At 63.7% G+C, this 24,580-nt stretch carries 21 protein-coding genes and 1 pseudogene; 12 read left to right on the plus strand and 10 right to left on the minus strand.

From position 1 onward, the window contains the following. Window positions 1-250: 250 nt before the first annotated feature. Window positions 251-1,372, minus strand: a complete 1,122-nt coding sequence (locus LIG30_RS05315; RefSeq protein WP_038710270.1) for a porin — start codon at window positions 1,370-1,372, stop codon at window positions 251-253. 1,035 nt (window positions 1,373-2,407) lie between these two features. Between LIG30_RS05315 and LIG30_RS05320 the strand changes: the two genes are divergently transcribed. The 3 genes from LIG30_RS05320 (at window position 2,408) to LIG30_RS05330 (ending at window position 4,992) form a co-directional block, all read left to right on the plus strand. Beyond that, window positions 2,408-3,388: a quinone oxidoreductase family protein gene (locus LIG30_RS05320; protein WP_038710271.1), complete on the plus strand. Its 981-nt coding sequence runs from the start codon at window positions 2,408-2,410 to the stop codon at window positions 3,386-3,388. Window positions 3,389-3,645: 257 nt separating this feature from the next. Beyond that, window positions 3,646-4,206 carry an RBBP9/YdeN family alpha/beta hydrolase gene (locus LIG30_RS05325; RefSeq protein ID WP_038710272.1) on the plus strand — a complete coding sequence of 187 codons (561 nt, stop codon included), beginning with the start codon at window positions 3,646-3,648 and terminating at the stop codon, window positions 4,204-4,206. Between the two features lie 9 nt (window positions 4,207-4,215). Next, complete coding sequence (locus LIG30_RS05330; protein ID WP_152986017.1) at window positions 4,216-4,992, plus strand: DsbA family oxidoreductase; 777 nt, start codon at window positions 4,216-4,218, stop codon at window positions 4,990-4,992. Window positions 4,993-5,330: 338 nt separating this feature from the next. Here the strand turns inward: LIG30_RS05330 and LIG30_RS05335 are convergent, their stop codons facing one another. Next, window positions 5,331-6,905, minus strand: coding sequence for a methyl-accepting chemotaxis protein (locus LIG30_RS05335; RefSeq protein ID WP_038710412.1), 1,575 nt, complete (start codon window positions 6,903-6,905; stop codon window positions 5,331-5,333). Between the two features lie 367 nt (window positions 6,906-7,272). Here LIG30_RS05335 and LIG30_RS05340 point away from each other — a divergent pair, with 367 nt between their 5' ends. From LIG30_RS05340 to LIG30_RS26965, 6 genes and pseudogenes are all read left to right on the plus strand, one after another. Further along, on the plus strand, window positions 7,273-8,283 hold the full coding sequence (locus tag LIG30_RS05340; protein ID WP_038710274.1) for an AraC family transcriptional regulator: 1,011 nt from the start codon (window positions 7,273-7,275) through the stop codon (window positions 8,281-8,283). A 788-nt stretch (window positions 8,284-9,071) separates the two neighbouring features. Beyond that, window positions 9,072-10,367 (plus strand): MFS transporter, encoded by a 1,296-nt coding sequence (locus tag LIG30_RS05345; RefSeq protein ID WP_235510197.1) that lies wholly within the window; start codon window positions 9,072-9,074, stop codon window positions 10,365-10,367. Between the two features lie 44 nt (window positions 10,368-10,411). Then, window positions 10,412-10,651, plus strand: coding sequence for a hypothetical protein (locus LIG30_RS05350; protein ID WP_038710277.1), 240 nt, complete (start codon window positions 10,412-10,414; stop codon window positions 10,649-10,651). A 40-nt stretch (window positions 10,652-10,691) separates the two neighbouring features. Next, window positions 10,692-11,876, plus strand: a complete 1,185-nt coding sequence (gene bktB, locus LIG30_RS05355; protein ID WP_038710278.1) for a beta-ketothiolase BktB — start codon at window positions 10,692-10,694, stop codon at window positions 11,874-11,876. A 44-nt stretch (window positions 11,877-11,920) separates the two neighbouring features. Further along, a complete protein-coding gene (locus tag LIG30_RS05360; protein WP_235510198.1) occupies window positions 11,921-12,712 on the plus strand; it encodes an SDR family NAD(P)-dependent oxidoreductase in 792 nt (263 codons plus the stop codon). A gap of 151 nt (window positions 12,713-12,863) precedes the next feature. Continuing rightward, window positions 12,864-12,965 (plus strand): annotated as a pseudogene (locus LIG30_RS26965) (IS5/IS1182 family transposase); the annotation flags it as partial. A gap of 9 nt (window positions 12,966-12,974) precedes the next feature. Here LIG30_RS26965 and LIG30_RS05365 read toward each other — a convergent pair. From LIG30_RS05365 to glaH, 3 genes are all read right to left on the minus strand, one after another. Then, window positions 12,975-14,033 (minus strand): 3-keto-5-aminohexanoate cleavage protein, encoded by a 1,059-nt coding sequence (locus LIG30_RS05365; protein WP_038710281.1) that lies wholly within the window; start codon window positions 14,031-14,033, stop codon window positions 12,975-12,977. 682 nt (window positions 14,034-14,715) lie between these two features. Further along, window positions 14,716-15,954, minus strand: coding sequence for an alpha-hydroxy acid oxidase (locus tag LIG30_RS05370; protein ID WP_051994878.1), 1,239 nt, complete (start codon window positions 15,952-15,954; stop codon window positions 14,716-14,718). An 85-nt stretch (window positions 15,955-16,039) separates the two neighbouring features. Then, a complete protein-coding gene (gene glaH, locus LIG30_RS05375) occupies window positions 16,040-16,969 on the minus strand; it encodes a glutarate dioxygenase GlaH (RefSeq protein ID WP_051994879.1) in 930 nt (309 codons plus the stop codon). A gap of 96 nt (window positions 16,970-17,065) precedes the next feature. Between glaH and LIG30_RS05380 the strand changes: the two genes are divergently transcribed. Further along, the gene (locus tag LIG30_RS05380) at window positions 17,066-17,953 is read left to right on the plus strand and encodes a LysR family transcriptional regulator (protein WP_038710282.1); all 888 of its coding nucleotides are present in this window, start codon (window positions 17,066-17,068) and stop codon (window positions 17,951-17,953) included. Between the two features lie 56 nt (window positions 17,954-18,009). Here LIG30_RS05380 and LIG30_RS05385 read toward each other — a convergent pair whose 3' ends face one another. The 5 genes from LIG30_RS05385 to andAc form a co-directional block, all read right to left on the minus strand. Continuing rightward, window positions 18,010-19,296, minus strand: coding sequence for a DUF445 domain-containing protein (locus LIG30_RS05385; RefSeq protein ID WP_038710283.1), 1,287 nt, complete (start codon window positions 19,294-19,296; stop codon window positions 18,010-18,012). 255 nt (window positions 19,297-19,551) lie between these two features. Then, the gene (andAa, locus tag LIG30_RS05390; protein WP_038710284.1) at window positions 19,552-20,775 is read right to left on the minus strand and encodes an anthranilate 1,2-dioxygenase system ferredoxin--NAD(+) reductase; all 1,224 of its coding nucleotides are present in this window, start codon (window positions 20,773-20,775) and stop codon (window positions 19,552-19,554) included. Beyond that, window positions 20,765-21,091 (minus strand): anthranilate 1,2-dioxygenase ferredoxin subunit AndAb, encoded by a 327-nt coding sequence (gene andAb / locus LIG30_RS05395; RefSeq protein WP_038710285.1) that lies wholly within the window; start codon window positions 21,089-21,091, stop codon window positions 20,765-20,767. Before andAb ends, andAa begins: the two co-directional genes overlap by 11 nt. 9 nt (window positions 21,092-21,100) lie before the next feature. Beyond that, window positions 21,101-21,577, minus strand: a complete 477-nt coding sequence (gene andAd / locus LIG30_RS05400) for an anthranilate 1,2-dioxygenase small subunit AndAd (protein WP_038710286.1) — start codon at window positions 21,575-21,577, stop codon at window positions 21,101-21,103. Window positions 21,578-21,591: 14 nt separating this feature from the next. Beyond that, on the minus strand, window positions 21,592-22,863 hold the full coding sequence (gene andAc / locus LIG30_RS05405; protein WP_038710289.1) for an anthranilate 1,2-dioxygenase large subunit AndAc: 1,272 nt from the start codon (window positions 22,861-22,863) through the stop codon (window positions 21,592-21,594). Window positions 22,864-23,075: 212 nt separating this feature from the next. On the opposite strand from andAc, the gene andR reads away from it, so the two are divergent. Together andR and catC are read left to right on the plus strand one after the other, a co-directional pair. Continuing rightward, window positions 23,076-24,035, plus strand: a complete 960-nt coding sequence (andR, locus tag LIG30_RS05410) for an anthranilate 1,2-dioxygenase regulatory protein AndR (protein ID WP_038710418.1) — start codon at window positions 23,076-23,078, stop codon at window positions 24,033-24,035. A gap of 132 nt (window positions 24,036-24,167) precedes the next feature. Further along, complete coding sequence (gene catC, locus LIG30_RS05415) at window positions 24,168-24,458, plus strand: muconolactone Delta-isomerase (protein WP_038710290.1); 291 nt, start codon at window positions 24,168-24,170, stop codon at window positions 24,456-24,458. Window positions 24,459-24,580 lie beyond the last annotated feature (122 nt).

Here is a 24,580-nt window from a genome sequence, read left to right on the forward strand (position 1 = left end):
TTCTCAGCCGCGGCAGGTCCGGAACGGCAATGGGCAGCAATGGCTGGAAGTCCGACTGACGGCACCCGTCCAATCTGGACTCCTATACTTGCAAGGTGGCGCGCATGAAACAGAATCGGATTTTCCCGGCCCGGTTTCGCTGCCGGGTTCGCCTTCACGACAATCAGCACTGAATTCGATATGCGATTCTTCGCATACGTCCGCCCAATGAACGCGCCCGCACCGCTGGCGGGCCGGATCGAATTGCAGATCAGAAGGTGTGGCGAATGCCTATCTCGAGGCCGACCTGATTCGACCCGTGGAACGGGGCCGCGGGAACCGCGGTACCCGCGGAGACAGAATAAATGGCACCCTTGCCATTGTTTTTCATATACCCAGCCACCCCATACACCGCCGTTCGCTTGCTGAGGTTGTAGTTCGCCCTCAAAACACCAAGCGTGCCGTTTGCGTCGTCCCCGCTGTTGCCGATATGCGAAACCTGGGCATCAAACTGCCACACGCCGTATAGCAGGGAGGCGCCCAGATATTCGATATCGGTCTTGGCCGATCGGATGTCGCCGCGAAGGAGCCGATGGATCCAGCCTACGCCGAAGCGCACCGGCCCGGTCGTAAGATGGGCGTTCAATTGATAGCGGCGGTCGGTGTCTCCGGAGTGGGCAAACCCGACGCCCGGTGCGCCCGGGACGACGGAGATCGACGCTGAGCCCGGCCCGCCTCGCAACTCTTCGTACGTCGCGGCGACTCCCCAGTTATTCGCGTCATATTTCAGCATCGCGGACAGCCCCCGGCAGGCGAGGAAATCGTTTCCGGTCTGACCGGCGCAGTTCCCGGCAGCCGAGGCGTCCCGGCCAAACGAATAACTCGCCCCCACGGTCAGCCCTGAGAAGGTTCCCATATAGGCAACGGAGCTGTCGAAGCGATCCGCCAGCAGGGCACTGTCGAGCGACCCCACGCCGCCCATCCCCGCGGCCCCCATGATATTCGCGTCGATCATCCCCCACGTCTGCATGCTGTACTGTCGGCCAAACGTGAGCTTTCCCCACGGGCCGCTCAAACCGACGTAGGCCTGCCGGCCAAACAAACGATTGGCCTGCAGCAACGTCCCGTTCGACGCGGAAAAGCCACTTTCCAGCGTGAAGATGGCCTTCAGGCCTCCGCCGAGGTCTTCTGCGCCTTTCAGCCCCCATCGTGACGGCGTGTCTCCGGCCCCGATGACGGGCATCCGGGCCAGTGATCCGCCGGTCGGCGTCGCGTGAGTAATGAACTCGATGCCGGTATCCACGACGCCGTACAAAATGACGGAGCTCTGCGCAAATGCCGGTGCCGACACGGCGGTGGTCGTCAGTAACAACGCAAGTCCCGCTTTCTTCATCTCGTCTCCTCTTGTCTTGAGTCAACGCCAATGGCGTTTCGCTAATCCCGTGCGTGAGGAGGCTGCCGGCAATCACGCTGACCCAAAACGGTCCGGCCTGACGCCCGCCAGTTCTCCGCAGCTTTGATACGTCGGTATCCAGGGCGATGGCAGTCAGTGCATCGAGCCCGATACGGCGTGACCGACGACCGCGCCTACGCGCCGTCGCGCAATGACGACAACACCTCGATACCCATGACTTTTCGCTTCACGGTGTCCCCTTGTCGCGCCAACCACCTGCGTGAGTCGATGAGCACCCGACGATTCGGCGGCCTCCTGTAACGCCCCTTCTGTCTGCTGCCCGAACACCGACGGCGCCCATCATCCTCCAGAAATATTGATGTCGACATTAATACTTATACTGAGTCGACCTGGCATGCATGAACGAACGTGGTTGGTTGGAGCGCACTTCGGGGCCTCGGCGGCCCCGCCTCGTGGAGTCAATGACCGTCTGCCTCGCCCGGCGACAGGCCGTCCACTTGCATTATTGTCGACTTTAATGCAGTATAGACCTATACTTGAAATTCCGACGGCCTCATCGCTGCCGCGTCCGGCGTGAAGTCAATGAATGGAGGAAATCCAATGCTGTCGACACGGTTGGCAGCGAAGACATGGGGGAACACGCCTCATGCCGCTCGACGGCTTGCGGCGCGGATCGCCTCGGCGTTTGTGCCCAAGGCGCATCTCGCGCCGTTGACTTGCGAAGCACTTTGCTATGGGTGCATGGCCGGCATTGTGATGACCATGCACGCGACGTGCGAAGCCGACACCCGCCGGTCCATGCGCAACCGAATGACGCATACGGGTCCGCGGGCTACTGTCATGAGCAGCAAAGTTCAAGGCATCTGAAGTAAAGCAGGACATGGCGCGAGACGAGAGGATTCACTCGTCGGCATCGACACCCCTCTTGATTCGCTTGTTGCCGAGATCAAGGGTGAAGCAAGGGCTGGCGATCCGTACAAAAACTGTAGTAGTCCATATATAACTGGAGACGATATGGCGAAAGTCGTTAAATTCCACGAAACCGGCGGCCCCGAGGTCCTTCGTTTTGAGGACGTCGACGTTGGAGAGCCGGGGCCGGGAGAGGTGCGCGTCCGCCACGTGGCGGTAGGGCTCAATTTTGCCGATACTTACTTCCGCGGAGGCACCTACACGGTTCCGCTCCCCAGCGGCCTTGGCAACGAGGCGGCAGGTGTGGTCGAGTCCGTCGGGGCCGGCGTCACCGATCTGGCGGTCGGCGACCGTGTGACCTACACGGGCTTCATCAACACGCTGGGCGCCTACAGCACCGAGCGGCTGATTGCTGCCGATCTTCTGATCAAGCTGCCTGACGCCATCAGCTGCGAGACCGCGGCGGCCATGACCATGCGGGGCTTGTCCGCCGCCTACCTGGTGCGCCGGATCTATCCTTTCAAGGCGGGCGACGCCGTGCTGCTTCATGCTGCAGCGGGCGGTGTGGGATTGATCGTTTCGCAATGGGCGAAACTGGTCGGGCTGACGGTGATCGGCACGGTGTCGACCGACGCCAAAGCTGAAGTCGCGCGCGCTCACGGTTGCGATCACACGATCAACTACAGTCATGAGGATGTGGCCACGCGCGTGCGCGAACTGACCGGCGGGGTGGGTGTATCCGTGGTCTTTGACAGCGTGGGCAAGGCCACTTTCATGTCGTCGCTCGATTCCCTCAAGCGTCGCGGCCTGATGGTCTGTGTCGGCACTGCATCCGGCAAGATCCCGCCGTTCGATCCGCAAATTCTGGCGCGCAAGGGCTCGCTGTACCTGACCCGCCCGGGCCTGGCCGACTACATCGCCGATCCGGCCGAAAAGGCGGAACTGGTCGACGAGCTATTCGGCCATGTAGCGGCAGGCCGGATCCGCATCGAGATCAATCAACGGTATGAACTGCAGGACGCGGTCCAGGCACATCGAGACCTGGAGGCTCGAAAAACCACGGGCTCCTCCATTTTCGTGCTTTGAGCGTTCCACTCGCGGGGAAACACGCGCCATCCGGCGCGTTTGCCCCGCGAGACCCGTCCGGCATCCCGGCACGTCGGGCCGGACACACTGCCGCAGTGGCCCTGCCGGCAGAGCGGCACGTCTTCGACGACAGGCTCTTGCCGCCAGATATCCCGGTTCCGCGAGCGCGGCGCAGCCGCGATGCGAAAGCCCTGCGCCATCTTGACGGAGTGCACGGCCATTCCCCCCCAATTGATATTTCTCAGGTTCCCTGGCTCATGACATCTTCTTCGTCAGCAACCGTATTGATCGTTCCCGGCCTTCGGGATCACGTCGAGGATCACTGGCAAACGATTCTTGCAAGCACACTGCCGAATGCGCGCGTGGTGCCGCCGCTGGAACACGACAAGCTGCGCTGCGCGGCGAGAGTCGAGGCGCTCGATCACGCACTCGCCAGTATCGCCGGTCCGGTGGTGCTTGTATCGCACAGTGCCGGGGTGATAACAACCGTGCACTGGGCACAACATCGCAGGCGCGAAATAAAGGGCGCGTTGCTCGCGGCTCCGCCGGATTTCGATTCGCCGCTGCCGGACGGCTATCCGACGATGGATGTCTTGCGTCAGCAAGGTTGGTTACCGGTGCCACGGAGCCCGCTCCCGTTCCCGAGCATCGTGGCGGCCAGCACGAATGATCCGCTCGCGCGCATGGAACACGTCAGGGAACTGGCGAGCGCCTGGGGCAGCCGTTTGATTGACGTCGGCGCCGTCGGTCACCTCAACCCCGCCTCGGGGTTCGGTGAGTGGCCACGTGCGCTGGAATTCGTCAACGAACTCAGTTAAGGAGCCAACGTGGCCAGTCGTAGCATTCACTTCATGACATGCGAGAAAGAACGCGCTGCGCACGTCGCTCAAGTACCGGGACATCGCAAGACGGCGACGGCGCCAGTGGCCGATGCGCACAAGCCTTTTCTGGGGATCCAGGTTTTCGTGGATTTCATCTGCCCGTGGTGCCTGATCGGCACGCGGCATCTGCATGCTGCCATCAAACGTTTAGCCGAGCTGAGGCCGGAGATCGAACCCAAAGTGGTGTGGCGCTCGGTTCAGCTATTGCCGGACACGCCCCTCTCAGGCGAGCCCTACCAGGCTTTCTACCTGGCACGCCTGGGTGGCGCCGAGGCGGTCGTGGCGAGAAGAGCACAGTTGCAGCAGGCCGGGCGCCCGGCCGGAATAACGTTCTCCTTCGACGATATCCCGTTGCTTCCGAACACGGCAGCGGCACATCGACTATTGGCGTACGCATGTACGCATGAGACTGATGAAAAGCAGGCCGCGTTGGTAGAACGGCTTCTGACCGCCTTTTTCGTCGACTGCGAGAACATCGGCGACCCAGCGGTGCTGAAGCGGCTTGGACTCGAGTGCGGGCTGAGCGACGACGGCATGAGCGAGCACGCCTGCACCACCGGCGGTCGTGCCGGACCGGACGCGGATCCACGCCGGGCAGAATCCCGCTCCGTCAGCGGCGTCCCGTTCATGGTGTTCAACGGAGCGCGTTACCTTTCAGGAGCCTATCCCGCCGACGCCATAGTGGAAGTCATGCTCGATTCGATTCCAGCGAGGACGAAATGACGGCCTCCCCATTCAGTGCGACAGATCGATACACAGTGACGGAAACCGATCACGAACGAAAGACTGAAACACCGGCCACACGCACGCCCAGATCGAATTGGGCCTGGTCACCCGGTTCCGGACACTTCGACTGGATGGACTGGCATACCCTCACGGCATACGCGAACACCCGATAGTTCTTGCCGTAACAACACCTGCGATCGCAAGCCTCAATGGAATCGCATACATGCGCCGAGGCCGGTCGGAATCGGCAAAGCGACGCACAAACGACCGTGGCGCGCATTCCGGCGATGAGACCGATCGCCCAACACGCGCCATTCCGTGCCTTTTCCCGGTGCTTACGCCACTCCGGCACCGGCGTGATGCGAAACGTCCAGCCTGAACATCGAAACGGCGGCTTTCAGACCGTCCGCCTGGGACTCGAGCGAGCTGGCCGCTGCCGCGGCCTCTTCGACCAACGCCGCGTTTTTCTGCGTGGCTTCGTCCATCTGCGTCACGGCCTGGCTAACCTGGCCGATGCCCTTGCTCTGTTCCTGCGACGCCGTGGTGATTTCCCCCACGATGTCGGCCACGCGCCGAATCTCCTGAGTGATCTCGCGCATCTTCGTTCCGGCTTCCTGTACACGACCGGCGCCAGTCCGCACCCGCTCCACGGAATCGTGAATCAGCGCCTTGATTTCCTTGGCTGCCGCCGAAGAACGCTGTGCCAGCGAACGCACTTCAAACGCCACCACCGCAAAACCCCGCCCTTGCTCGCCCGCCCGCGCCGCTTCGACGGCTGCATTCAACGCAAGGATATTGGTCTGGAAGGCGATGCCCTCGATGAGGCCGACAATGTTCGCGATTCTGTCCGAACTGGCATTGATGCCTTCCATGGTTTCCACCGCGCGTGATGCCAAGGTACCGCCTTGCTCCGCCACGTCGGCGGCCTGCGCGGCGAGCTGGTTGACCTGACTTGCATTGTCGGCATTCCGGGTCACGGTAGAAGTCAGTTGCTCCATGCTGGACGCCGTTTCCTCTAACGAGGCGGCCTGCTCTTCCGTGCGTTGAGACAGGTCCTGGTTGCCCGCCACGATTTGATGGGTGGCGCTAACGATCGAATCGGTCGACATTCTGATGGCGCCGATCGTTTTCGCAAGTTGCTCCTGCATGCGCTTCATCGAGAACAGCAGGCTCGAGCGGTCACCCGGCGCCGTCTTCACCACGGCAGTCAGATCGTTGCCGGCAATGCGGTTGGCAATCTCGGCGGCGTAGGACGGTTCTCCGCCCAGCGAGCGGAAGATGCCACGGTTGAGCAGCACCACGACAACCGACAAGACGCCGGCCAATACCATCAGAATCCGGAGGCTCTGATACAGCGACGAGCGGAATGCCGCATCGAGGTCATCGACGTAAAGCCCCGTCGTGAGAATCCAGTCCCATGGCTGATAGCGCACGTTATAGGCAACTTTCGGGAACAGTCCGCTGGCTCCCGGCCTCGCGGCGCTATATGCGGTAAAGCCCTTTCCGTCGAGCTTGATGACAGCAAGCATATCCCTGAAGACGTACACGCCGTTCGGATCCTTGTAGTCTCCTACACCCTTGCCGTTGAGCTCCGCTTTCGTCGGGTGCATCAGGACGACAGGCTGCGAATTGACGATCAGAAAATAGCCATCCTTTCCGTAACGCATGTTCCGGATGCTGTCCATTGCGCGCCGCTTCGCCTCCGCGACCGGCATCGAGCCGACTGCGGCCTGGTCGCCAAAGGTCTTGACGACACTCAACGCGAGCTCCGATGCGTGTTTCAGGTCCGCCTCGCGCTCGTTCAGCCGCATCTCTCTGGTCTGGTAAGCATCGTAGATCGATATTCCGGCGAGACTGGACAGGCTCAGGATCAGCGGTAGCCAGAGCTTCTGGATAAAAGACAGCTTCATATGTTTGCGAACCCTCCGGATCGATAGAAGGGAGCAGGCAATCGGCATGTCTGTCCGCCCCCCTTGCTGCACCTTGGCTTCGGTCTTCGGTTTCTCGACTCGCGTCTCCACGTCCGGCACCATCACGCCCGATTCCTTCAGACGCATCGCCTCTGCAAGCGATTGGCTTGACCCGAATCGCGCTGCCCGAGGACTTTTCATTCGGCACCGCGGGTTGCCGATTCGAGGCGTTCGATCAAGGGAGGCGTCCCCGGTTGTCGACCTCGCCGAACAATGCCCGGCAGTATCGACGCGACGGGTTTTCCCGCGCTTGACAATACATGACACGGAATTATCATTCGGTGCCAGTCTTCTATTCAGTTCTCCGATGTCTTCTCTTGTCCGCGCTGCGAGCCTGACCAACTACAGCGAAGTCGCGCGTGCAGCGGGACTGGACCCGGAGCGAATGCTCCGTGATGCGGGGTTGAGTCCGGATGTACTGCGCGATCCCGACTTCATGATTCCGGTCGAGCGTGTCGGGCAACTGCTCGCGACTTCCGCAGTCGCGTCAGGCAACGAGAGTTTCGGACTGTGCATGGCCGAATCGCGCCTCTTGTCCAACCTTGGGGCGGTCGGATTGCTGATTCGCGACCAGGCGACGTTGCGCGACTCGCTTGACATGCTGATGCGCTACCAGGCCTTGCTCAACGGTGCGCTTTCGCTGGCCGTCGAGGAGTGTGGCGATCTGGTCGTCATCCGTGAGGTGGTCATCGCCGGAAAGGCACATCAGCCCACGCGCCAAAGGGTCGAACTGGCGCTAGGGGTCATGGTGCGGTTGATACGCCAGATTCTCAAGCCCGACTGGCAGCCGCGGCGCGTTTGCTTCGAGCACCCGGCGCCGCGCGACCTCAGTACGCACCATCGGTTTTTCGGCCCTTGCGTCGAGTTCGACTACGACTTCAACTGCATCATCTGCGCAAAAGCCGATCTCGATGCACGCAACCCGTCAGCGGACCCGGCGATGGTGCGCTACGCGCAGCAGTTGCTGGACACGTCGGTGATGTCGCAGCAGACGACCATGCTCGAGGATGTGCGGCGCGCGATCCTGCTGCTGTTGCCCAGCGGGCATTGCGGTGTTGAACAGGTGGCCGAGCACATGGGCCTGGTATGCCGCACGGTCCAGCGCCGGCTGGCCGAACAGGGGCAGAGCTTCTCGTCGATCGTGAACGACCTCCGCAAGGAGCTCGCCACGCGCCATGTCATCGAGAGCGATCGTCCGTTGACCGAGGTGGCGACCCTGCTCGGATTTTCCGCGCCGAGCGCATTCTCGCGCTGGTATCACACGCAATTCGGTTGCAGTGCAAAGGATAGCCATGCCGCACACGGCAAAATGCACTGACACCAGGGCTTGCCTGCGCCGCCACTCGCCATCGCGCAGGGAGGCAACGTGCGCGCAGAACGACCGGTGAGCGACGCGAAGCACTGAGCGGCCGCATCACCGTCCATCACCGCGCCATGCTCGACTTCGCCTGCACGTCATCGGCGCGCTCGAGCACGCGCTGGCCGATCCGAATACCGCGGTGGAACCGGCGTTGACGCCGATCCGCCAGCGCATCCAGCTGCCCTGAACCATTCCTGCGCCGGAAGATCCAGGCACGAGCAGTTCGCCATTCCGACTTCCCTCATCAGACCATTGCGCGTTCCCGCCGTCCCGACACCGGACGAGCCCGATCCGGAGCGAGAGGCCATTTCGAGGATCGTCCCTGTCATGGCCGGGACATGACGAACCGTCGTTCCTCAACGGGTTTACGACGATTCGTAACACGTTGCTTCTGCGCGCCGGCGCGAGGGTCCCTGCGAGCATCGCAATTAATGTCGTCAAAAATAATTCCCGGTGCTATGCTGACGCCATTGTCTGTCGTCCGGAGTTTTTCGGCTGCAACGGAGGCTCTGGTGCGATATGTCCATCGGCGCTTTTCCTCACAGCCACCACTGAAGTCCCCAGGATGTTTGAAACAGGTATCGAAGCCCAAAGCGCGCACGGCGACACAAAGAAAGCGTCCGGCGCAGCTGGCGGCCAGCAGTAACCGCTGCCTGCCTTGGCGTGTGAGCCCTGCTTGACGGGGCCACACGACACCAGGCGGCACTAGTCACTACGATTTTCGTGAATCATTGGAGGAGACGGAATTGAACCTGTATACGAGTGATGCCATGCCGGCCGATCCTGCCGCGGCGACAAATGGTGCCCGAGCTTATGCGTGGGTGGTATTTGCGTTGATGTTTTGCCTCTTGCTCTCCGACTACATGTCGCGGCAGGCGATCAATGCATTGTTTCCGATCCTGAAAGTGCAGTGGCAGATGTCCGACACGCAACTCGGCTCGATCAGCGGCGTGGTGCCGCTGGCAGTCGGCGTGCTGACCCTCCCGTTTTCCATCGTCGCGGACCGCTGGGGGCGCGTCAAAAGCATTGCACTCATGGCTGCGATGTGGAGTCTTGCCACGCTCGGGTGCGCCATGGCCAGCAGCTACCACGAGATGTTCATCGCACGCATCTTCGTTGGTATCGGTGAGGCCGCCTACGGAAGCGTCGGCATCGCGATGCTCATGGGCATCTTTCCGAAGCATCTGCGGTCGACCATTGCCGGCGGGTTTACGTCTGCCGCCGCCTTCGGGTCCGTACTTGGCGTTTCCCTTTCCGGCATCATTGCAACGCACTTTGGCTGGCGCTGGTCGATGGGCCTGATGGCGATCTTTGGTTTTGTGCTGGTGATCATTTATTACCTCGTCGTCACGGAAAAAAAGCTCGCCCGTGCGAACCCGGACAATGCAGGCGGAACGCCGGTGCGCGGCCAGGTGCAACTGTCGCCTCGGGCATTCTTGTCTGGCCTGTTCCCATCCCGCTCCGTCACGTGTGCGTACCTCGGCGGCGCCCTGCAGATCTTCATTCAGGGCACGCTCTTTGTGTGGCTGCCCAGCTACCTGAATCGCTGCTGGGGCATGCCTGTCAGCAAGGCGGCCGTTGTCGCGGCCGGCCTTGTGCTTGTCAGCGGTGTGGGCCAGCTCCTTTGCGGTGTATTGACCGACCGGATGAGCAGGAATTCGTCGGTTAATCGATGGAACATGGCCATTTGTTATTGCCTCTTGCTGGGCACCCTGCTGGAAATCGCGTTCCGCTTGCCGCCGGGCAATCTGCAACTCGCGTTCCTGGCGCCTGCCGTGTTCTTCCTGGCCAGTTCGTTCAGCACATGCGGTCCGCTCATTGCCGGCGCCACATCGCCATCTATCCATGGTTCGGCTTTCGCCACAATGGCGCTGTTCAACAATATATTGGGCCTTGCAGCCGGCCCGTTTCTCACCGGTGTGATAGCGGACGCAGTGGGTCTTCAAGTCGCGTTGCGCTGGCTTCCGGCCGCGGCCATTCTGCCCTTTGCCGCATACATCCTTGGCCGGTGGTTCTATGTAGCGGAAGGGCGACGCGGGTAAGCGTGCTTTCGGGGTGGCGGACCGCATCGAACGGATGCCTTGTCATGTCCGTGTGCCGGCTGGTCCGCCTTGACGGGCCAGCCAAACCGCACCGGCACGCGAACCTGTACGTTTCGGCCGCGATCCGGCACGCGGTCGGCATGAAAAGCCGGAAGGTGATTCCGGCCTTCGACCACGATCCGAATGCGGCGATTTTCAGCGCGGCTGCGTGTGGCCTCGAAGACGCTCTCCCTCCTCCGCAAGAATCAAGCCGGATCCTTCTCTTCAACCCCTTGTTCCGCTGATGAATTCATCAGCGGACTTTACTCATTCAGGAAAACCAACATGAAACGTGAAGTAGTGGTCGCAAGCGGCGTACGGACTGCGATCGGGACATTTGGCGGGAGCCTGAAAGACATTGCGCCGACGGAGTTGGGCGCACGCGTCGTGCGCGAGGCGCTCTCGCGTGCTGCCGTGGACGGGTCGGAAGTCGGTCACGTCGTATTCGGCAACGTCATTCATACAGAGCCGAAGGATATGTATCTGGCACGCGTGGCCGCACTCGAGGGAGGTGTGGCGGAATCCGTGCCGGCGCTCACGTTGAACCGCCTTTGCGGTTCAGGATTACAGGCGGTTGTTTCCGCATCGCAAAGCATTCTGCTGGGTGACGCCGACATCGCCGTGGCGGGTGGCGCAGAGAGCATGAGTCGCGCCCCCTATATCGCGCGTCATGCGCGTTTTGGCGCGCGCATGGGTGACATCAGCCTCGTCGACATGATGCTCGGCTCGCTGACGGATCCGTTCCACCGCTTCCATATGGGCGTGACCGCGGAGAACGTCGCACGGCAGTTCGGTATCTCGCGAGAGCAGCAGGATGCGTTGGCACTCGAATCGCATCGTCGCGCTTCTCACGCCATTGCGCACGGCTATTTCAACGAGCAGATTCTGCCGGTCCACCTGAACGGGAAGCGGGGTGTCACCGTTTTCGACACCGACGAGCACGTGCGCCTGGATGCGACGCTCGATGACTTCACTCGACTCAAACCCGTATTCGACCGCGAAGCCGGCACTGTGACCGCGGGTAACGCGTCGGGCCTCAACGACGGTGCGGCGGCCCTCGTGCTCATGGAGCGCGCGACCGCCGAACGACGCGGCGCGCGGCCGCTGGCCCGGCTGGTCGCATACGCGCATGCCGGCGTGGACCCGAAAATCATGGGCATCGGACCTGTGCCGGCGACCCGCGCGGCACTGGCGCGTGCGAACCTCACGGTCGATGATATCGACGTGATCGAGTCGAACGAAGCATTCGCGGCGCAGGCATGCGCAGTGTCCACGGAGTTGAAGTTCGCCCCTGAAAAGACGAATCCGAATGGCTCCGGCATATCGCTCGGCCATCCCATCGGCGCGACGGGCGCACTCGTTACCGTCAAGGCAATCTATGAACTGCACCGCGTGGGTGGGCGCTATGCGCTCGTCACGATGTGCATTGGAGGCGGACAGGGCATTGCCGCCGTGTTCGAGCGGATGTGAGTCTGGCGCCCGGCACGGTACAAAAAACTGCATGGAGGATAACGATGAGTTCGATGAATAAACGTGTTGTCGACCGACACTTCAACCTGTCGGGTCTGACGGCCGTCGTCACCGGCGCGGGGTCGGGCCTTGGCCGGCAGGCGGCATGCACGCTGGCCGCGGCGGGAGCCCAGGTCGCGTTGCTGGGCAGACGCGCCGATCCGTTGACGGAGACTGAAGACATCATCGTGCGGCAAGGCGGCGTCGCGCACCATTTTCCGGTCGATGTGACGGATCAGGAGGCTGTCGGGCTCGTGTTTGACCAAATCGAGACAACGATGGCGCCTCTCTGGGCGCTCGTCAACAATGCCGGAGCAGGCGGTCGCGCCGCGTTGCTCGATGTCGACGCGTCATTGTTCGACCATGTGTTCGGCATCAATACGAAAGCGGCACTTTTCACGGCAACGGCATTCGCGCGGCGGCTGGTCGCCCATGCGCTGCCGGGGCGCATCATCAACATCTGCTCGCTCGCCGCGCAATCTCACTCGCCGAATCTTTCGATCTATGGCGCGAGCAAGGCGGCGCTCGAGCACCTGACCCGATCGATGGCTCACGAATGGGCGAGCTACGGCATCAATGTCAACGCGATCAATCCGGGCTACATCGAGACCGACATCAATCGCGCGCTGTTTCAGACCCCTGCCGGCAAGAAGATTGTCGAAGGATTGCCGCGTCGACGGCTCGGCACACCCGAGGCGCTCGATGGTGCGTTGCTGCTGCTTGCATCGCCCGGAAACGATTTCATGACCGGCACGACGCTTTCCGTGGATGACGGGCAGCGCTTTGTGATGGGATGATTCGCACGAGTCGCATGTCGAATGCAATCTGCTTTCGGATGCGTCATGCCGTTCCGGTAAAAGCGTCGACGGATCCACAACGCAAAAAAGCCGCGTGAACCGTCGGCCAGGTCTTGGCCCGTTGACTCCGGAAGTTGCGCCGTCGCCCAACGGCGGCCGGCGCATTCGTTTCGAGCGGCGGCTCGACATCCACGCTGCGATGCCGAAGCGCGCCGCCGCCATCATCTGCTCCCGCTTCGTCGATGACGCGTGTCAGCGAGAATCAGGCCGGCTTGCGCAGGAACCCCTGGTTGCCACCGTTGCGATTGGGCGCAAAGCCATTGGCCTGAAGCGTCTCGTCCGCCGTGTCATAGAAGACCCCGATCTTCATGATTTCTCGCGCCTGTTTCGCTGTCGCAATGGGGCGGCCGAATTCGCCGGCGATACGCACCAGTTGCTTGATCTGTTCGACCGAGCTCATCTTGCCCGTGCGGGTCTGGTTCCAGAGCACATCCTCGATGCCGCACCGCACATGCAGGCCCAACGCGATACCGATCATGTTCACGGGCAGCACGTTGAGCACCGAGCTTTCCACCGTGACCACCGCGCCGTCCGGGACTGCACGCAGCATATTGGCCAGGTTGTAGATGTTCGCCTGGTCCATGCCGCCGCTGATCGCCACCCAGTTCATCACCAGCGGCCCCTTGTAGACGCCGCGGCGAATCATCCGCTCGATCGTTTCGAAGCTGTTGATGTTGTAGACCTGGAACTCGCTCTGGATGCCGGCGGCCGACAGGCGTCGGATGTGCTCTTCGACCCAGCTGGGATTCGACGGCACGACCATGTCCTTGTAGGTTGCGTACAGGTGCGGGAATCCCCGCGAAACACCGTTGAAGTCATCCAGACCGGCATGCTCCGTCACGTTCATCTGCGTCGTGTTGACGGTCACCGTCACCTGGTCGGGCTTCGGATCGAGTTCGGCCAGCATGTGCCGGGTGTCGTCGCTCAGCCACTTGGCGGCGTCGCCCTCCGATTCGGGCGCGAAGCTGATGGAGCCGCCCACCTGGATGATCATTTCCGGCACGCGGGCACGCACCCCGGCGATCAGCTCGTTGAACATGGACAAGCGCTTGCTGCCCTTGCCGTCGGCTTCGCGCACATGCAGATGCAGCACCGTGGCGCCGGCTTCGTAGCAATCCACCGCCTTCTGGATCTGCTCCTCCATCGTGATGGGGATGTCTTCCGGGAAGTCCGACGGAATCCAGCCCGGCGCATAGGGGGCGGCCGTGATGACCAGGGGCTGCTGGTTCTCGGGATACAGGTGGCCGTCGAGGAAGTTCATGATGGTGCGTCTCCAGGGTGAGAGGTGAATAGTTGAAATGTCGCACCGGCACATCATCCGGATCGCCGTGCAGCCATTGCGGTCCGCAGCGCACGGTTCAAATGATCGGAGTCCGTGATATTCCGGCCGCAAAGCGCTGTCGATGAAGGACGTGCAGCGCTTCGCGGAACGGTTGATGTCCAGGTATCCGGGGCGACGAATGCATCATCCTGCCTTGCCCCCCTTCACGCTTTACATTGGATGTCTTGAGCTTGACTTTTCATGACAACAGCACAGCTCTGTTCATCGAGCGAGCGTCAAGGCGATGCTGGCTCATGGCGTCACGCGCGAAGTGGCAGCCTGAACGTCGGCAGAGGCTGCGTGCGCTTCACGGCACCCGCGTGCTGGCCATCCTTGAACGGATGCGGGTCACGCATCCGTCGTCGGTCATGCCATCAAGCCTGCTGGTGCTTGGGGAAGAGGTGGCCGTCGAGAAAATTCATGGCGGTCTCCAGGGGAATGGCTGCTGTCGATTCAGCAGCGGATGTCATCCGCGAGGCCGGCACGCACGGTCTTGCACCGCGCGTCCGGCTTCGATCCATTCCCCCTGTATCCGGAGTACCCGCCCGCCCCGCTTGTCGATCGGGGGCAATCACTGGCCTGGCTGGAACAGGGCCGCATGACGCGGCAATTCAGTCCGCGCTCAAGCAAGCGCGTCGCGGCCGATCTCGTCGACCGTAGTCGCGCCGAGCATCGCCATGTTTCTGTCGACTTCGTCCCGAAGCAGGCCGATCGCGTGTCGCACACCCGGTGCGCCGCCAACGGCCGCGGCATACATGAACGGGCGCCCGGCGAAGACGAAACGGGCCCCGAGTGCAAGCGCCTTCAATACATCCGCGCCACGCCGGATGCCGCTGTCCATCATCACGACCAGATCGTTTCCGACCGCATCACTGATGCCCGGCAGCACCTGCAACGGCTCGACCGCGCCATCCAGCTGGCGGCCGCCATGGTTCGAAATAATGATGCCGTCCGCGCCGATGGACGCCGCACGCCGTGCGTCCTCGACAGGCAGGATGCCCTTGATCACGAGGTTCCCGCGCCAGCGCTCGCGTATCCGGGCGATGTCCGCCCATGAAAGGTGATCGCGGCCCGTGGTATCACGTATGGCCGAAGCAGACAGCATCGGCGCACCCCGCGTCGCGAACGAATTTTCGAAGTGCGGCATCCCGTGGTTGATCAGCGTCCGCAGGAACGTGCCGCAGAGCCACCGCGGCCGGGCGAGCCCGTCCATCGCCAGGCGAAGCGACGGGCGTAGCGGCAGGGAGAAACCGGTGCGTACGTTGTTCTCCCGGTTCGCCCATACGGGAATGTCCACCGTGACGACGAGCGTCGGGAAGCCCGCGGCCTTGACCCGGTCGATCAATGCGTCGCGGCGCGCGGCATCGCCGGGAAGATAGGCCTGAAACCAGGTTCCCGGCGCGGCGGCATGAACCGTCTCCATCGGAATCAGCGACGTGCCGCTCATGATCGCGGGAATATTGTCGTCCTGCGCGGCCTGAGCCAGCGCGATGTCGCCCCGATAGGCCGAAATGGCGCTGATCCCGACCGGAGCGATGCCGAACGGCGACGCGTAGGTACGGCCGAAGATCGTCGTTTCCTGCGATCGGCGAGACACGTCGACGAGCACCTTCGGACGGAATTTCAGGCGCTCGAATGCGTCGCGATTCGCCGCGAGGGACAGGCCGTCCTCGGCGGCGCCGGACACATACCCGAACAGCGGGCGGGGAAGAAAGCCCCGGGCTGCCGCCTCGAAGTCGGCCAATGACAGGATCTTGCGGAGCCGTGCAGGGGCATCGCGCTTCACACCGTACGCGGCCTGGCTTTGCTGCCCGGCAGGCGGGATCAGCTGGGCGCCGGTGGCGCCGGGGTGATCGTTCATCTGTGTCTCCACGATCTGACTCTTCAAATGGCCAGGCGCCCGCATTCGATACGCTCGCCGCGCACCGAACCGGGCGCCTGCGCCGTCATTGCGCGAACGTGCCGCGTTGCCGCATCAATTCCCGGAACAGCGCTTCGTTTCGCTCGAACGGTGCGCGACCGTGGACGTAGAAAGCGTTGTTCAACACGACCAGATCGCCGGCCGGCAGGACGACCTCCTTCGTACCCGGCGATGCTTCCATCGATGCCGACAGTTCATACAGATAGGCGGCCTCCTCACGGTTGGCCGGCTGCACGAACTGGTCGATGAACGACATCGACAGACCGAATTCGCCCTGGAAGAAGATCGGGCGCTCGATCTTCTCGCTGACGTTCTTGGAGCCGGGCGCCCTGTACATGAACGGCCGGGTCGCGAGCCGGTGATTCACGAAATGCTCGCACTCCTCCCAGTCATCGAGGTGCAGGAACCTCGATTCGCCGCCGACCGCGTTCTGCTCGGCGAATTTCATCATCAGCAGCCAATCCGTTGCCTCGCTGACGAACGTGCCGTCGGTGTGCATCGTAAACAGCCGATAGGCCTGGCGAAGATAGGAGTCGCTGTCGTCGGTGTGCGTCACCACAAAGCGCGCGTAATAGGTGCCGGACATGGCATCGTGGTTGCCCGGCCCCAGGATATGACCGACTGCGGTACCGAACTTCACGTAGTCGGCATCGTCTCGCGACAGGTCCTGAAGGCCGATGGTAAAGCCGCCATGGCAGCGGTCCTTGACCAGATCGACCAGCGCCTCGGCGAACGCGTCGCCGAGGCGCCTGACGAGCAGGTCGGCCAGGTGGTAGCGCATGTACGGCACGTACTCGAGATTCTGGACATCGATATCCCGGGCGTCCTGCAGGAATCCGGCGAGCGCGTCACGGTCGGCGGTCACATGAACGATTCGATGATGATGCGGGTGCGGCGACAGACGAAAAGGCAACGGGCGCGTGGCGCGCACGTTGTCGGCGAGCAGGGCTTCCATGGTGTTCTCCGTTGAGGCTGAGGGCTCCATTTCAGCTGGTCTCTTTGATATCATCCAGTGCCAAAGTTCGAATTTTTATTCTGAATTGGAGATTAAATGATCGACGCCCGTCAGCTGCGTTACTTCACGGCGGTGGTGGAGGAACTGCACTTCGCCAGGGCAGCGGATCGACTGAACGTCGCGCAATCGGCGCTGAGCGCGCAGATTCAACGCCTCGAGCAGGAGATCGGCGTTCGACTGTTGAACCGGAACAAGCGCCAGCCGGTGACGCTGACCGACGCCGGGCGGTTGTTCCACGCCGAAGCGGTGGCCGCGTTGAGGCATATCGATCGTGCGGATCAGGTCGGACGACTGGCGGCGAGAGGACTCGCGGGCATTGTCCGGATCGGCTTCGTCGCGTCGGGTGCCAGTAGCGGCGTGCTGTCAGACATGCTCCGCCGGTTTCGCGCGTCGCATGCGAACGTGCGGATCGAAGTCGTTGCGATGGAGACCCCCCGGCAGTTTGAAGCGCTGAACGACGGCGAGATCGACGTCGGCATCGTGCGGCCGAGGCGCCAGTATCCGTCCGGCATCGAGGCCGCCATCGTGCACACCGAGCGGCTCATGGTCGCGATGGCGGAGAGCCACCCGTTGGCGGCGCGGCGTCAGGTGTCTGCGCGCGACCTGAAAGACGAGTCCTTCATCTCCCCCCAGTTCGACGAGAACGAGGGGTTCGGCGCGGTGTTGTCCGCGCTCGGTGCCGCAGGGGGCTTTTCCGCGTTCCTCGACCATCGCGTGCAGGACTTCATATCCGCGATCAGCCTCGCATCTGCCGGCTATGGCGTCGTCGTCGTCCCCGAGTCGATGCGCCATTTCGGTCAGCCCGGCATTTGCTATCGACCCGTGAAGGATTTCCCGTTTTCCGTTGACCTGGCCATGGCAAGCAGGCGGCGGGAGCTGTCGCCCGCGGTCCGGGCGTTTGTCGACGCTGCCGGCCATTCGTAACGCATGGCAAGTCAGCGCCAGGGTCCGCCGGCGTTCATGCGGTTCGCGTGTTCCGCTCAGGTCAGCAGCGCCCTTGCCCAGTGCCCGAAGTATGAGACGAGATACAGGCCGAGGCCGATCAGGCCGCCGACCAGCGTGCCGTTGATGCGGATGTACTGCAGATCCTTGCCGATGTTGAGCTCGATCTGCCGCGACATGTCGCGCGCATCCCAGTTGCGGACCGTGTCGCGGATATGGCGCGTCAGGAACGCGGCAAAATCCGGCGTGATCTCGTGCACGCCCTTCTCGACGTGCTCGTTGAGCGACGCCCGCAACGTGACGCTTTGCGCGAGCCTCGCGCCGAGCCAGCCGCCGAGCGACGCGGCCTGGCGGAACAGCATGGAATCGGCGCGCTCGAGATCAGCCTTCAGCCACGCGCGCAACTGGTCCCACAGATCCTTGATGTAATCGTTGAACGCGTCGCCGTCGCGCAGGTAGCGCTTGATTTCCTCGCCCTTCTCGAGAAAGAGCGGATCGTGCTTGAGCCGCTCGATCAGGCGCGCGACCGTCTCGTCGAAGCGCTGCCGCAACTCGTGCTCCGGATCCTCGGCGATCTGTTGCAGCACGCGGCTCACCGCGTTGGCGAGCAGCTCGGCGCCGTTTTCGCCGAGCCAGTTGGTCGGCAGGATCTTTTCGACCGTCGGGTATTGGCTCTTGAGCCAGTCGACGATATACGCGGCGATCACGCTGCGGTTTTCCGGCTTGCCCAGCACGTCGACGATTTGCGCGATGCCGTCGTTGAGCAGCGCTTGATGGCGGCCGTCCTTCGTCAGCATGTCGAGAATCGCCCCCATCGACCGCGACAGATCGACCTTGCCGATCAGCGCGCGAAACGCGTCGCGAAAGAATGCCTGGATGCGGCTGTCGTCCGTCATGTCCAGCGTGAAGCCCATCAGCTTCGTCACGTAGCGGCCGAGCGTCTCCGTGTTGACCGGCTCGGACAGCCACGCGCCGATCCGATGGGCCGGATCGTGCCGGCGGATCTGCTCGGCGAGCGCATCGGGGCTCAGGAATTTCTCGCGCACGAACGTGGCGAGGTTGTCCGCGATCTTGTCCTTGTTCTGCGGGATGATCTCCGTGTGGCGCGACACGAACGGAATCGGCACGCGGCGGAACAACGCGACGACGGCGAACCAGTCCGCGAGCGCGCCGACCATCGCCGCCTCGGCGACCGCCTTGATGCCGTCCACCCATACCCCGCGCGGCAGGAAGATCGTCGTCACGAACACCGCAACGGCGACGAGCAGAAACGACAGCGCGCGGCGCTTGCTTCGGTGCAGTTCGAGGGCTTTGTCTGGCGTCATGGCGGCGGGGGAATCCTGCGATGCCGCCCATATTCACCGATTCCGGCAAGCGCTGCAAATTGCCCGGCGCCGGGCCGCCTGTCGTCGGCGGCGGGCACGCGATACGCGGCGCATTGCGTGCCCGCGTCACTGGTCCGCTGCTTTCACGCTGCAGCGCTTCCGCGCGCCACGCTCGCGCGTCACCGCCGCGTCACGCGCCCGAACCGCCCGAGCCGCCCGACGCGCGATCGGGCGGCCCGGGCATCGCGGCCGGCGTCAGAGGAACGTCCGCAAGCTCACCGCCGGGTCGGCGAGACGTTCCGCATCGAGCACGGCGCCCGCCGCCATCAGGCGCCGGCATGCGCCGACATCGCGCCCCGCATCGACCACCGCCGCCGCGACGAGCCGGCACCCGGCATCGAGCCCGTAGACGCCGAACGGGCCGCCGGCCTGCGGATCGCCGCGCACCACCGTCGTATGCTCCGTGCCGAACAGCCCGAGCATCTGCAGGTTGCAGTCATACTGATCCGACCACAGCCACGGCATCTCCGCATACGTGTCGTCGCCGCCGAGCAGGTTCGCCGCTGCGACGGCCGGCTGGTTCTCCGCGACCTGCCACGACTCGATCCGCACGTGACGGCCCAGCAGCGGATTGAAGTGCATCGTCACCTCCCCCGCCGCGAAGATCGCCGGATCGGTGGTCCGGCAGCCCGCATCGACGCGCACGCCGTTGTCGACATCGAGCCCGGCCGCCTGTGCGAGCTCGACGTTCGGCACGACGCCGATCCCGACGACCACCACGTCGGCCGCCACGTCGCCGCCGTCCGTCTCGATCACCGCGCCGCCGGACACATCGCGCCGGATGCGCCGGGGCGCGGCCGTCAGCCGGAATGCCACGCCGCGTGCCGCGTGCATCCGCTGCACGAACGCGCCGACGACCTCCGGCAACGCGCGCTGCAGCAGACGCGCCGCCGGGTCGATCACCGTCACGTCGCACCCGAGCTGGCGCGCCGCCGCCGCGACCTCCAGCCCGATGAACCCGCCGCCCAGCACCGCGATGCGCCGCCCCGGCGACAGCTCGGCGCGCAGCGCGCGGGCATCGGCGAGCGTCCGCACGTAATGGAGCGGCACGCCCGCCTCCACCGGCCCGGCGAACGTCCGCACGCGCGAGCCGGTCGCGAGCAGCAGGCCACGGTACGGCAGCGTCCCGCCGCCGTCGAGCCGCACGCGCTGCGCGGCACGATCGATCTGCCCGACCGGCACGCCGAGCCGCAGCTCGATCCGCTGCGCGTCGTACCAGCCCGCATCGCGCACGAATGCGCGCCGCTCGCCGTCGGCGCTCATCAGCGCATCCTTCGACAAGGCCGGGCGATCGTACGGCAGCTCGCGCTCCGCGCCGACCATCACGATGCGCGCGTGAGCGTCGCGCGCGCACAGCGCCTCGGCGGCCCGCCGCGCCGCGTGGCCCGCGCCGACGATGACGATCGGATCAGCCGACATGGATTTCCACCTGCCCGTCGACGATCCGGATCGGATAGGTCCGCACCGGATCGGTGACCGGCGCGCACTTCGGCGCACCGGTGCGAATGTCGAACAGTCCCTGATGCAGCGGGCATTCGACGCAGCCATCCTCGACATACCCTTCCGACAGCCGCGCATGGCCGTGCGTGCAGAGATCGTGCATCGCGAACAGTTCGTCGCCGATCCGGAACACCGCGACGGGTTTCTGGGCGACGACGCGCGCCGCCGGTTCGTCTTCGGAGAATTCGTCGAGCGCGCCGAGCGGATGCCACTCGGTCAAAGTTGCTTCGGTCATGTCGGTTCCTCAGATCGGGGTGGCCAGCAGCGTCTGCACGCGCGACGTGTCGTAGATCACGCGCTTGCGCTTGTAGCGCAGCCCGTCGGGCGTACGCACGACCGTGTCGTAATACTTGCCGGCCTGGTAGACGTTCGATTCGCCGTTGCTGCGCGTCTGCACGACCACGTAGTTGCTCTCGGTGTCGATCTCGCCGTCGCGCTCGGCGACGACCGTCAGGCCCGACGTCATGTGCCGGTACGTATGCTCCTCGTAGATGTTCGCGTGCCGCAGCGACACCACGCGGTCGCGCAGCATTCGCTGGTTCGTGCAGTGCACGATCCCGACCGGCAGGCCGAGATCGGCGTTCTCCTTCGGCACGATCTCGTACGTACAGTCCTCGGTGAACATCTCCGGCCACTGTTCGATCCGGTCGTTGTCGAGATGGCCGATGTAGCGGTTCTGCAGCATGTAAAGCTCGAACCAGGTCTTCATGTCTTCCGTCATTTCGCGCTCCCGCTTCAATAGCCCATCAGCTTCTGATACCCGACCCAGAACTTGCGGATCAGGCTTTCGGTGATCACCGTGTCCTGCTGGTCCGGATTGCCGCGCGACATCTCGATCACCGACGTCGCGTCGCCGTCGCGCACCGTGCCGCGCTGCACCAGCTCGGTCGCCTCGGTGTCCTCCATCGAGATGTAGCCCGCCGGCCCGACGAGGTTCGCCTGCTTGATCCGCAGCGCGCGCAGCTCGGGCGTGTCGTCCGCATAGCCGAAGAAATGGAAGATCAGCTCGAAGTTGTCCGGCCCTTTCGGCAGGATCTGGCGTGCGACCAGCGTGTTGTGGATCTGCTGGACGACGAGCTGCGGAAAGATCGGCTGGATATGGTTCGTGCAGTCCTCGTCGTATTCGGACACGAGGTCGAGGATCGATTCGTCTTCCAGATGGAAGCCCTCGTCGAACGAGCGGATGTTCTGCTGCTTGTAGGCGGCCGACGTATCGTCGGCCGTCTTCGTCACGGTGATGATGCTGTGCAGGCCGTGCGTCGCGTCGGGAATCGAGCGCGCCTTCATGCCGACCCGGAAGATGTTGAAGGTCGTATGGAACAGATGCAGCATGCTCGCGTGATACGGGTCCTTCACGTTCTCCAGGTACAGCTTCCAGTTCGACTTCGAATACTGGCGCGTGCAGCCAAGATATTCGATCGGCTTGTGGAAGATCCGGTCGATCCACGGGCGCATCTGCTCGCCGAGATAGTCGAGCAGCGACCCGACCGTGTCGCTGAAGGTCGCGAACACGAGCCCGCGATAGCTGTCGACGCGCAGCTGGCGCAGCGCGTGCTGCTTCGGATCGAAGTCGGCCGGCATCCCGGTCATGCCCTTCTGGCCGCGCCGGAACGGCACGCCGAGCAGGTTGCCCTGGTTGTCGAAGCTCCACTGGTGGTAGACGCAGGTGTGCGAGCTCGCATTGCCGCGCGCCTTGCGGCACACCTGCGCGCCGCGATGCGCGCAGCGGTTCACCCATGCGGCGAGCGAACCGTCCTCGGCGCGCGTGACGACGACGGGCGTGTCGCCGACGAACGTGCTCTTGAAATCGCCCGGCTTCGGGATTTCCGCTTCCAGCGCGACGAAGTTCCACGTCGGGCCGCGGAAGATCCGCTCCTGCTCGCGGTCGTAGACGGCGCGCGAGCTGAAGACCTTGTACGGCACGCGCGAGCCGTCGTCGTGCGGGAATCTCACGTCGGACGCGTCGTCGCGTTCCTTGATCCATACTGGCGATTCGATCTGTTCCATATCGGACTCCTTGTTGATCCGGTGCCGTTCACCTGATGGAGCCGATTTTTGAAAGGCTAAAATTCGCCGTCTATCCGGAAACTGCGATTGCGGCATTGCAGTATCCACTTCCGGCGGCTTTCTGCGCTACGATGGCGACACTCGTCGCGCGATGCCCGGGCCGGACGCAATCGTCTGACCGATGCACGCGCCCATAAGCGAGGCTCATGCCCATGCCCCCGACACTGTTCGATCCGCTCGCGCTGCGCGCGCACCGGCTATTCGAATCGCGTGATCTCGACGAGACGCGCGAGTCGATATCGCGCGTGATGCAGCCGCACGCGCTGCTGCCGAGCGGCCGCGCACACGGCCGTTCGCACATGGATTTCGTGCGCCTCGGCGGGCTCGGGATCGGCGCGATCGCGTTCGGCGAAGCCATGCGCGTGCAGGTCGACGCGGTCGACGGTTATTACCTGCTGATGTTCTGCCTGTCCGGGCAGGCCGAAGTGCGCGCGATGGGCCGGCAAGTCGGCGTCGACGCGCGAACCGGCGTGCTCTGCGCGCCCGGCGAGCGGTTCGACGCGCTGCTGTCGGCCGACTGCGAGCAGTTCGTGCTGCGTATCGACGCGGCGACGCTCGGCGCGCTGGCGGGCGATCCGCGCGCGGCGCTCGACCCGGTGCTGCGCGTGAGCGACGCGGCGCTCACGGCCTGGCGCCAGCAGCTGATGCTGGTCGCGCGCTCGCCCGAACTGCTCGAACGCGCGAATGCGAACCCGCGCGTCGCCTCCCAGCTCGAGCACCTGCTGATCGACCTGCTGATCGAGGGCCACCCGCCCGTGGCCGTTCCCGCGTCGCGTCACGATCCGGCGCCTGGTTTCGTGCGGCGCGCGCAGGAATTCGTCGACGCGCAATTCGGCGCGCCGCTGCAACTCGCCGACATCGTCCGCGCGGCCGGCGTGCCGGAGCGCACGCTGCGCGACGCATTCATGCAGTTTCGTGGGGTCAGCCCGATGCAATACCTGCGCAGGACGCGCCTCGACCACGCGCGCGACCTGCTGCGCGCGGCCGCGCCCGACCGGCGCATCGCCGATATCGCGCTCGACTGCGGCTTCACGCACCTGGGCCGTTTTGCGCTCGCGTATCGCGAGAAGTTCGGCGAGCTGCCGTCGGAAACGCTCGAACGAACGCGCTGAAATCTCGGCCGGCCGGCGCGATCATCGAACGCACGTCAAGGAACGCGCCGACGTGCCGGCGAGTGAAGTCGAGCACGCCGACGCGCAGGCCTGAACGGTGCTGCGCGTCGCCGGTCCCGCAAGGAGGAAATCATGCTGTTTCATGTGGAGATGACCGTCAACCTGCCGCCGGATATGGATAGCGTCAAGGCGGCGAGCCTGAAGGCCGAGGAAAAGGAAATGGCGCAGCGCCTGCAGCGCGAAGGGATCTGGCGGCATCTGTGGCGGATTGCCGGGCGGTATGCGAACGTCAGCATATTCGACGTCGAAAGCCCGCAGCAGCTGCATGACCTGCTGAGCCAGCTGCCGCTGTTTCCGTATATGAATGTCGAGGTCAGGGCACTTTGCCGGCATCCGTCGTCGATTCATGACGACGATCGGTGATGGGTGGACGTTGCGGGGCTCCATGCCGACGTGACGCGCGGCATGGAGCCTCGATGAATTTTTTGGTCACCGTCGACAACGTACCTTGCGATGCTGTCGGAGTGGTGGAATAAGAACGTCCG

Source organism: Burkholderia sp. lig30, from assembly GCF_000687455.2.
Lineage (GTDB): Bacteria > Pseudomonadota > Gammaproteobacteria > Burkholderiales > Burkholderiaceae > Burkholderia.

Bases quoted from the DNA above. Each gene is read 5' to 3' on its own strand.
- LIG30_RS05350 (WP_038710277.1), top strand. From the start codon at position 10,412: ATGTCCGTGTGCCGGCTGGTCCGCCTTGACGGGCCAGCCAAACCGCAC.
- andAa (WP_038710284.1), bottom strand. From the start codon at position 20,775: ATGTCGGCTGATCCGATCGTCATCGTCGGCGCGGGCCACGCGGCGCGG.
- LIG30_RS05315 (WP_038710270.1), bottom strand. From the start codon at position 1,372: ATGAAGAAAGCGGGACTTGCGTTGTTACTGACGACCACCGCCGTGTCG.
- bktB (WP_038710278.1), top strand. From the start codon at position 10,692: ATGAAACGTGAAGTAGTGGTCGCAAGCGGCGTACGGACTGCGATCGGG.
- andAd (WP_038710286.1), bottom strand. From the start codon at position 21,577: ATGACGGAAGACATGAAGACCTGGTTCGAGCTTTACATGCTGCAGAAC.
- andAc (WP_038710289.1), bottom strand. From the start codon at position 22,863: ATGGAACAGATCGAATCGCCAGTATGGATCAAGGAACGCGACGACGCG.
- LIG30_RS05360 (WP_235510198.1), top strand. From the start codon at position 11,921: ATGAGTTCGATGAATAAACGTGTTGTCGACCGACACTTCAACCTGTCG.
- LIG30_RS05320 (WP_038710271.1), top strand. From the start codon at position 2,408: ATGGCGAAAGTCGTTAAATTCCACGAAACCGGCGGCCCCGAGGTCCTT.
- LIG30_RS05325 (WP_038710272.1), top strand. From the start codon at position 3,646: ATGACATCTTCTTCGTCAGCAACCGTATTGATCGTTCCCGGCCTTCGG.
- andAb (WP_038710285.1), bottom strand. From the start codon at position 21,091: ATGACCGAAGCAACTTTGACCGAGTGGCATCCGCTCGGCGCGCTCGAC.
- andR (WP_038710418.1), top strand. From the start codon at position 23,076: ATGCCCCCGACACTGTTCGATCCGCTCGCGCTGCGCGCGCACCGGCTA.
- LIG30_RS05365 (WP_038710281.1), bottom strand. From the start codon at position 14,033: ATGAACTTCCTCGACGGCCACCTGTATCCCGAGAACCAGCAGCCCCTG.
- LIG30_RS05370 (WP_051994878.1), bottom strand. From the start codon at position 15,954: ATGAACGATCACCCCGGCGCCACCGGCGCCCAGCTGATCCCGCCTGCC.
- LIG30_RS05385 (WP_038710283.1), bottom strand. From the start codon at position 19,296: ATGACGCCAGACAAAGCCCTCGAACTGCACCGAAGCAAGCGCCGCGCG.
- glaH (WP_051994879.1), bottom strand. From the start codon at position 16,969: ATGGAAGCCCTGCTCGCCGACAACGTGCGCGCCACGCGCCCGTTGCCT.
- LIG30_RS05340 (WP_038710274.1), top strand. From the start codon at position 7,273: ATGTCTTCTCTTGTCCGCGCTGCGAGCCTGACCAACTACAGCGAAGTC.
- LIG30_RS05335 (WP_038710412.1), bottom strand. From the start codon at position 6,905: ATGAAGCTGTCTTTTATCCAGAAGCTCTGGCTACCGCTGATCCTGAGC.
- catC (WP_038710290.1), top strand. From the start codon at position 24,168: ATGCTGTTTCATGTGGAGATGACCGTCAACCTGCCGCCGGATATGGAT.
- LIG30_RS05380 (WP_038710282.1), top strand. From the start codon at position 17,066: ATGATCGACGCCCGTCAGCTGCGTTACTTCACGGCGGTGGTGGAGGAA.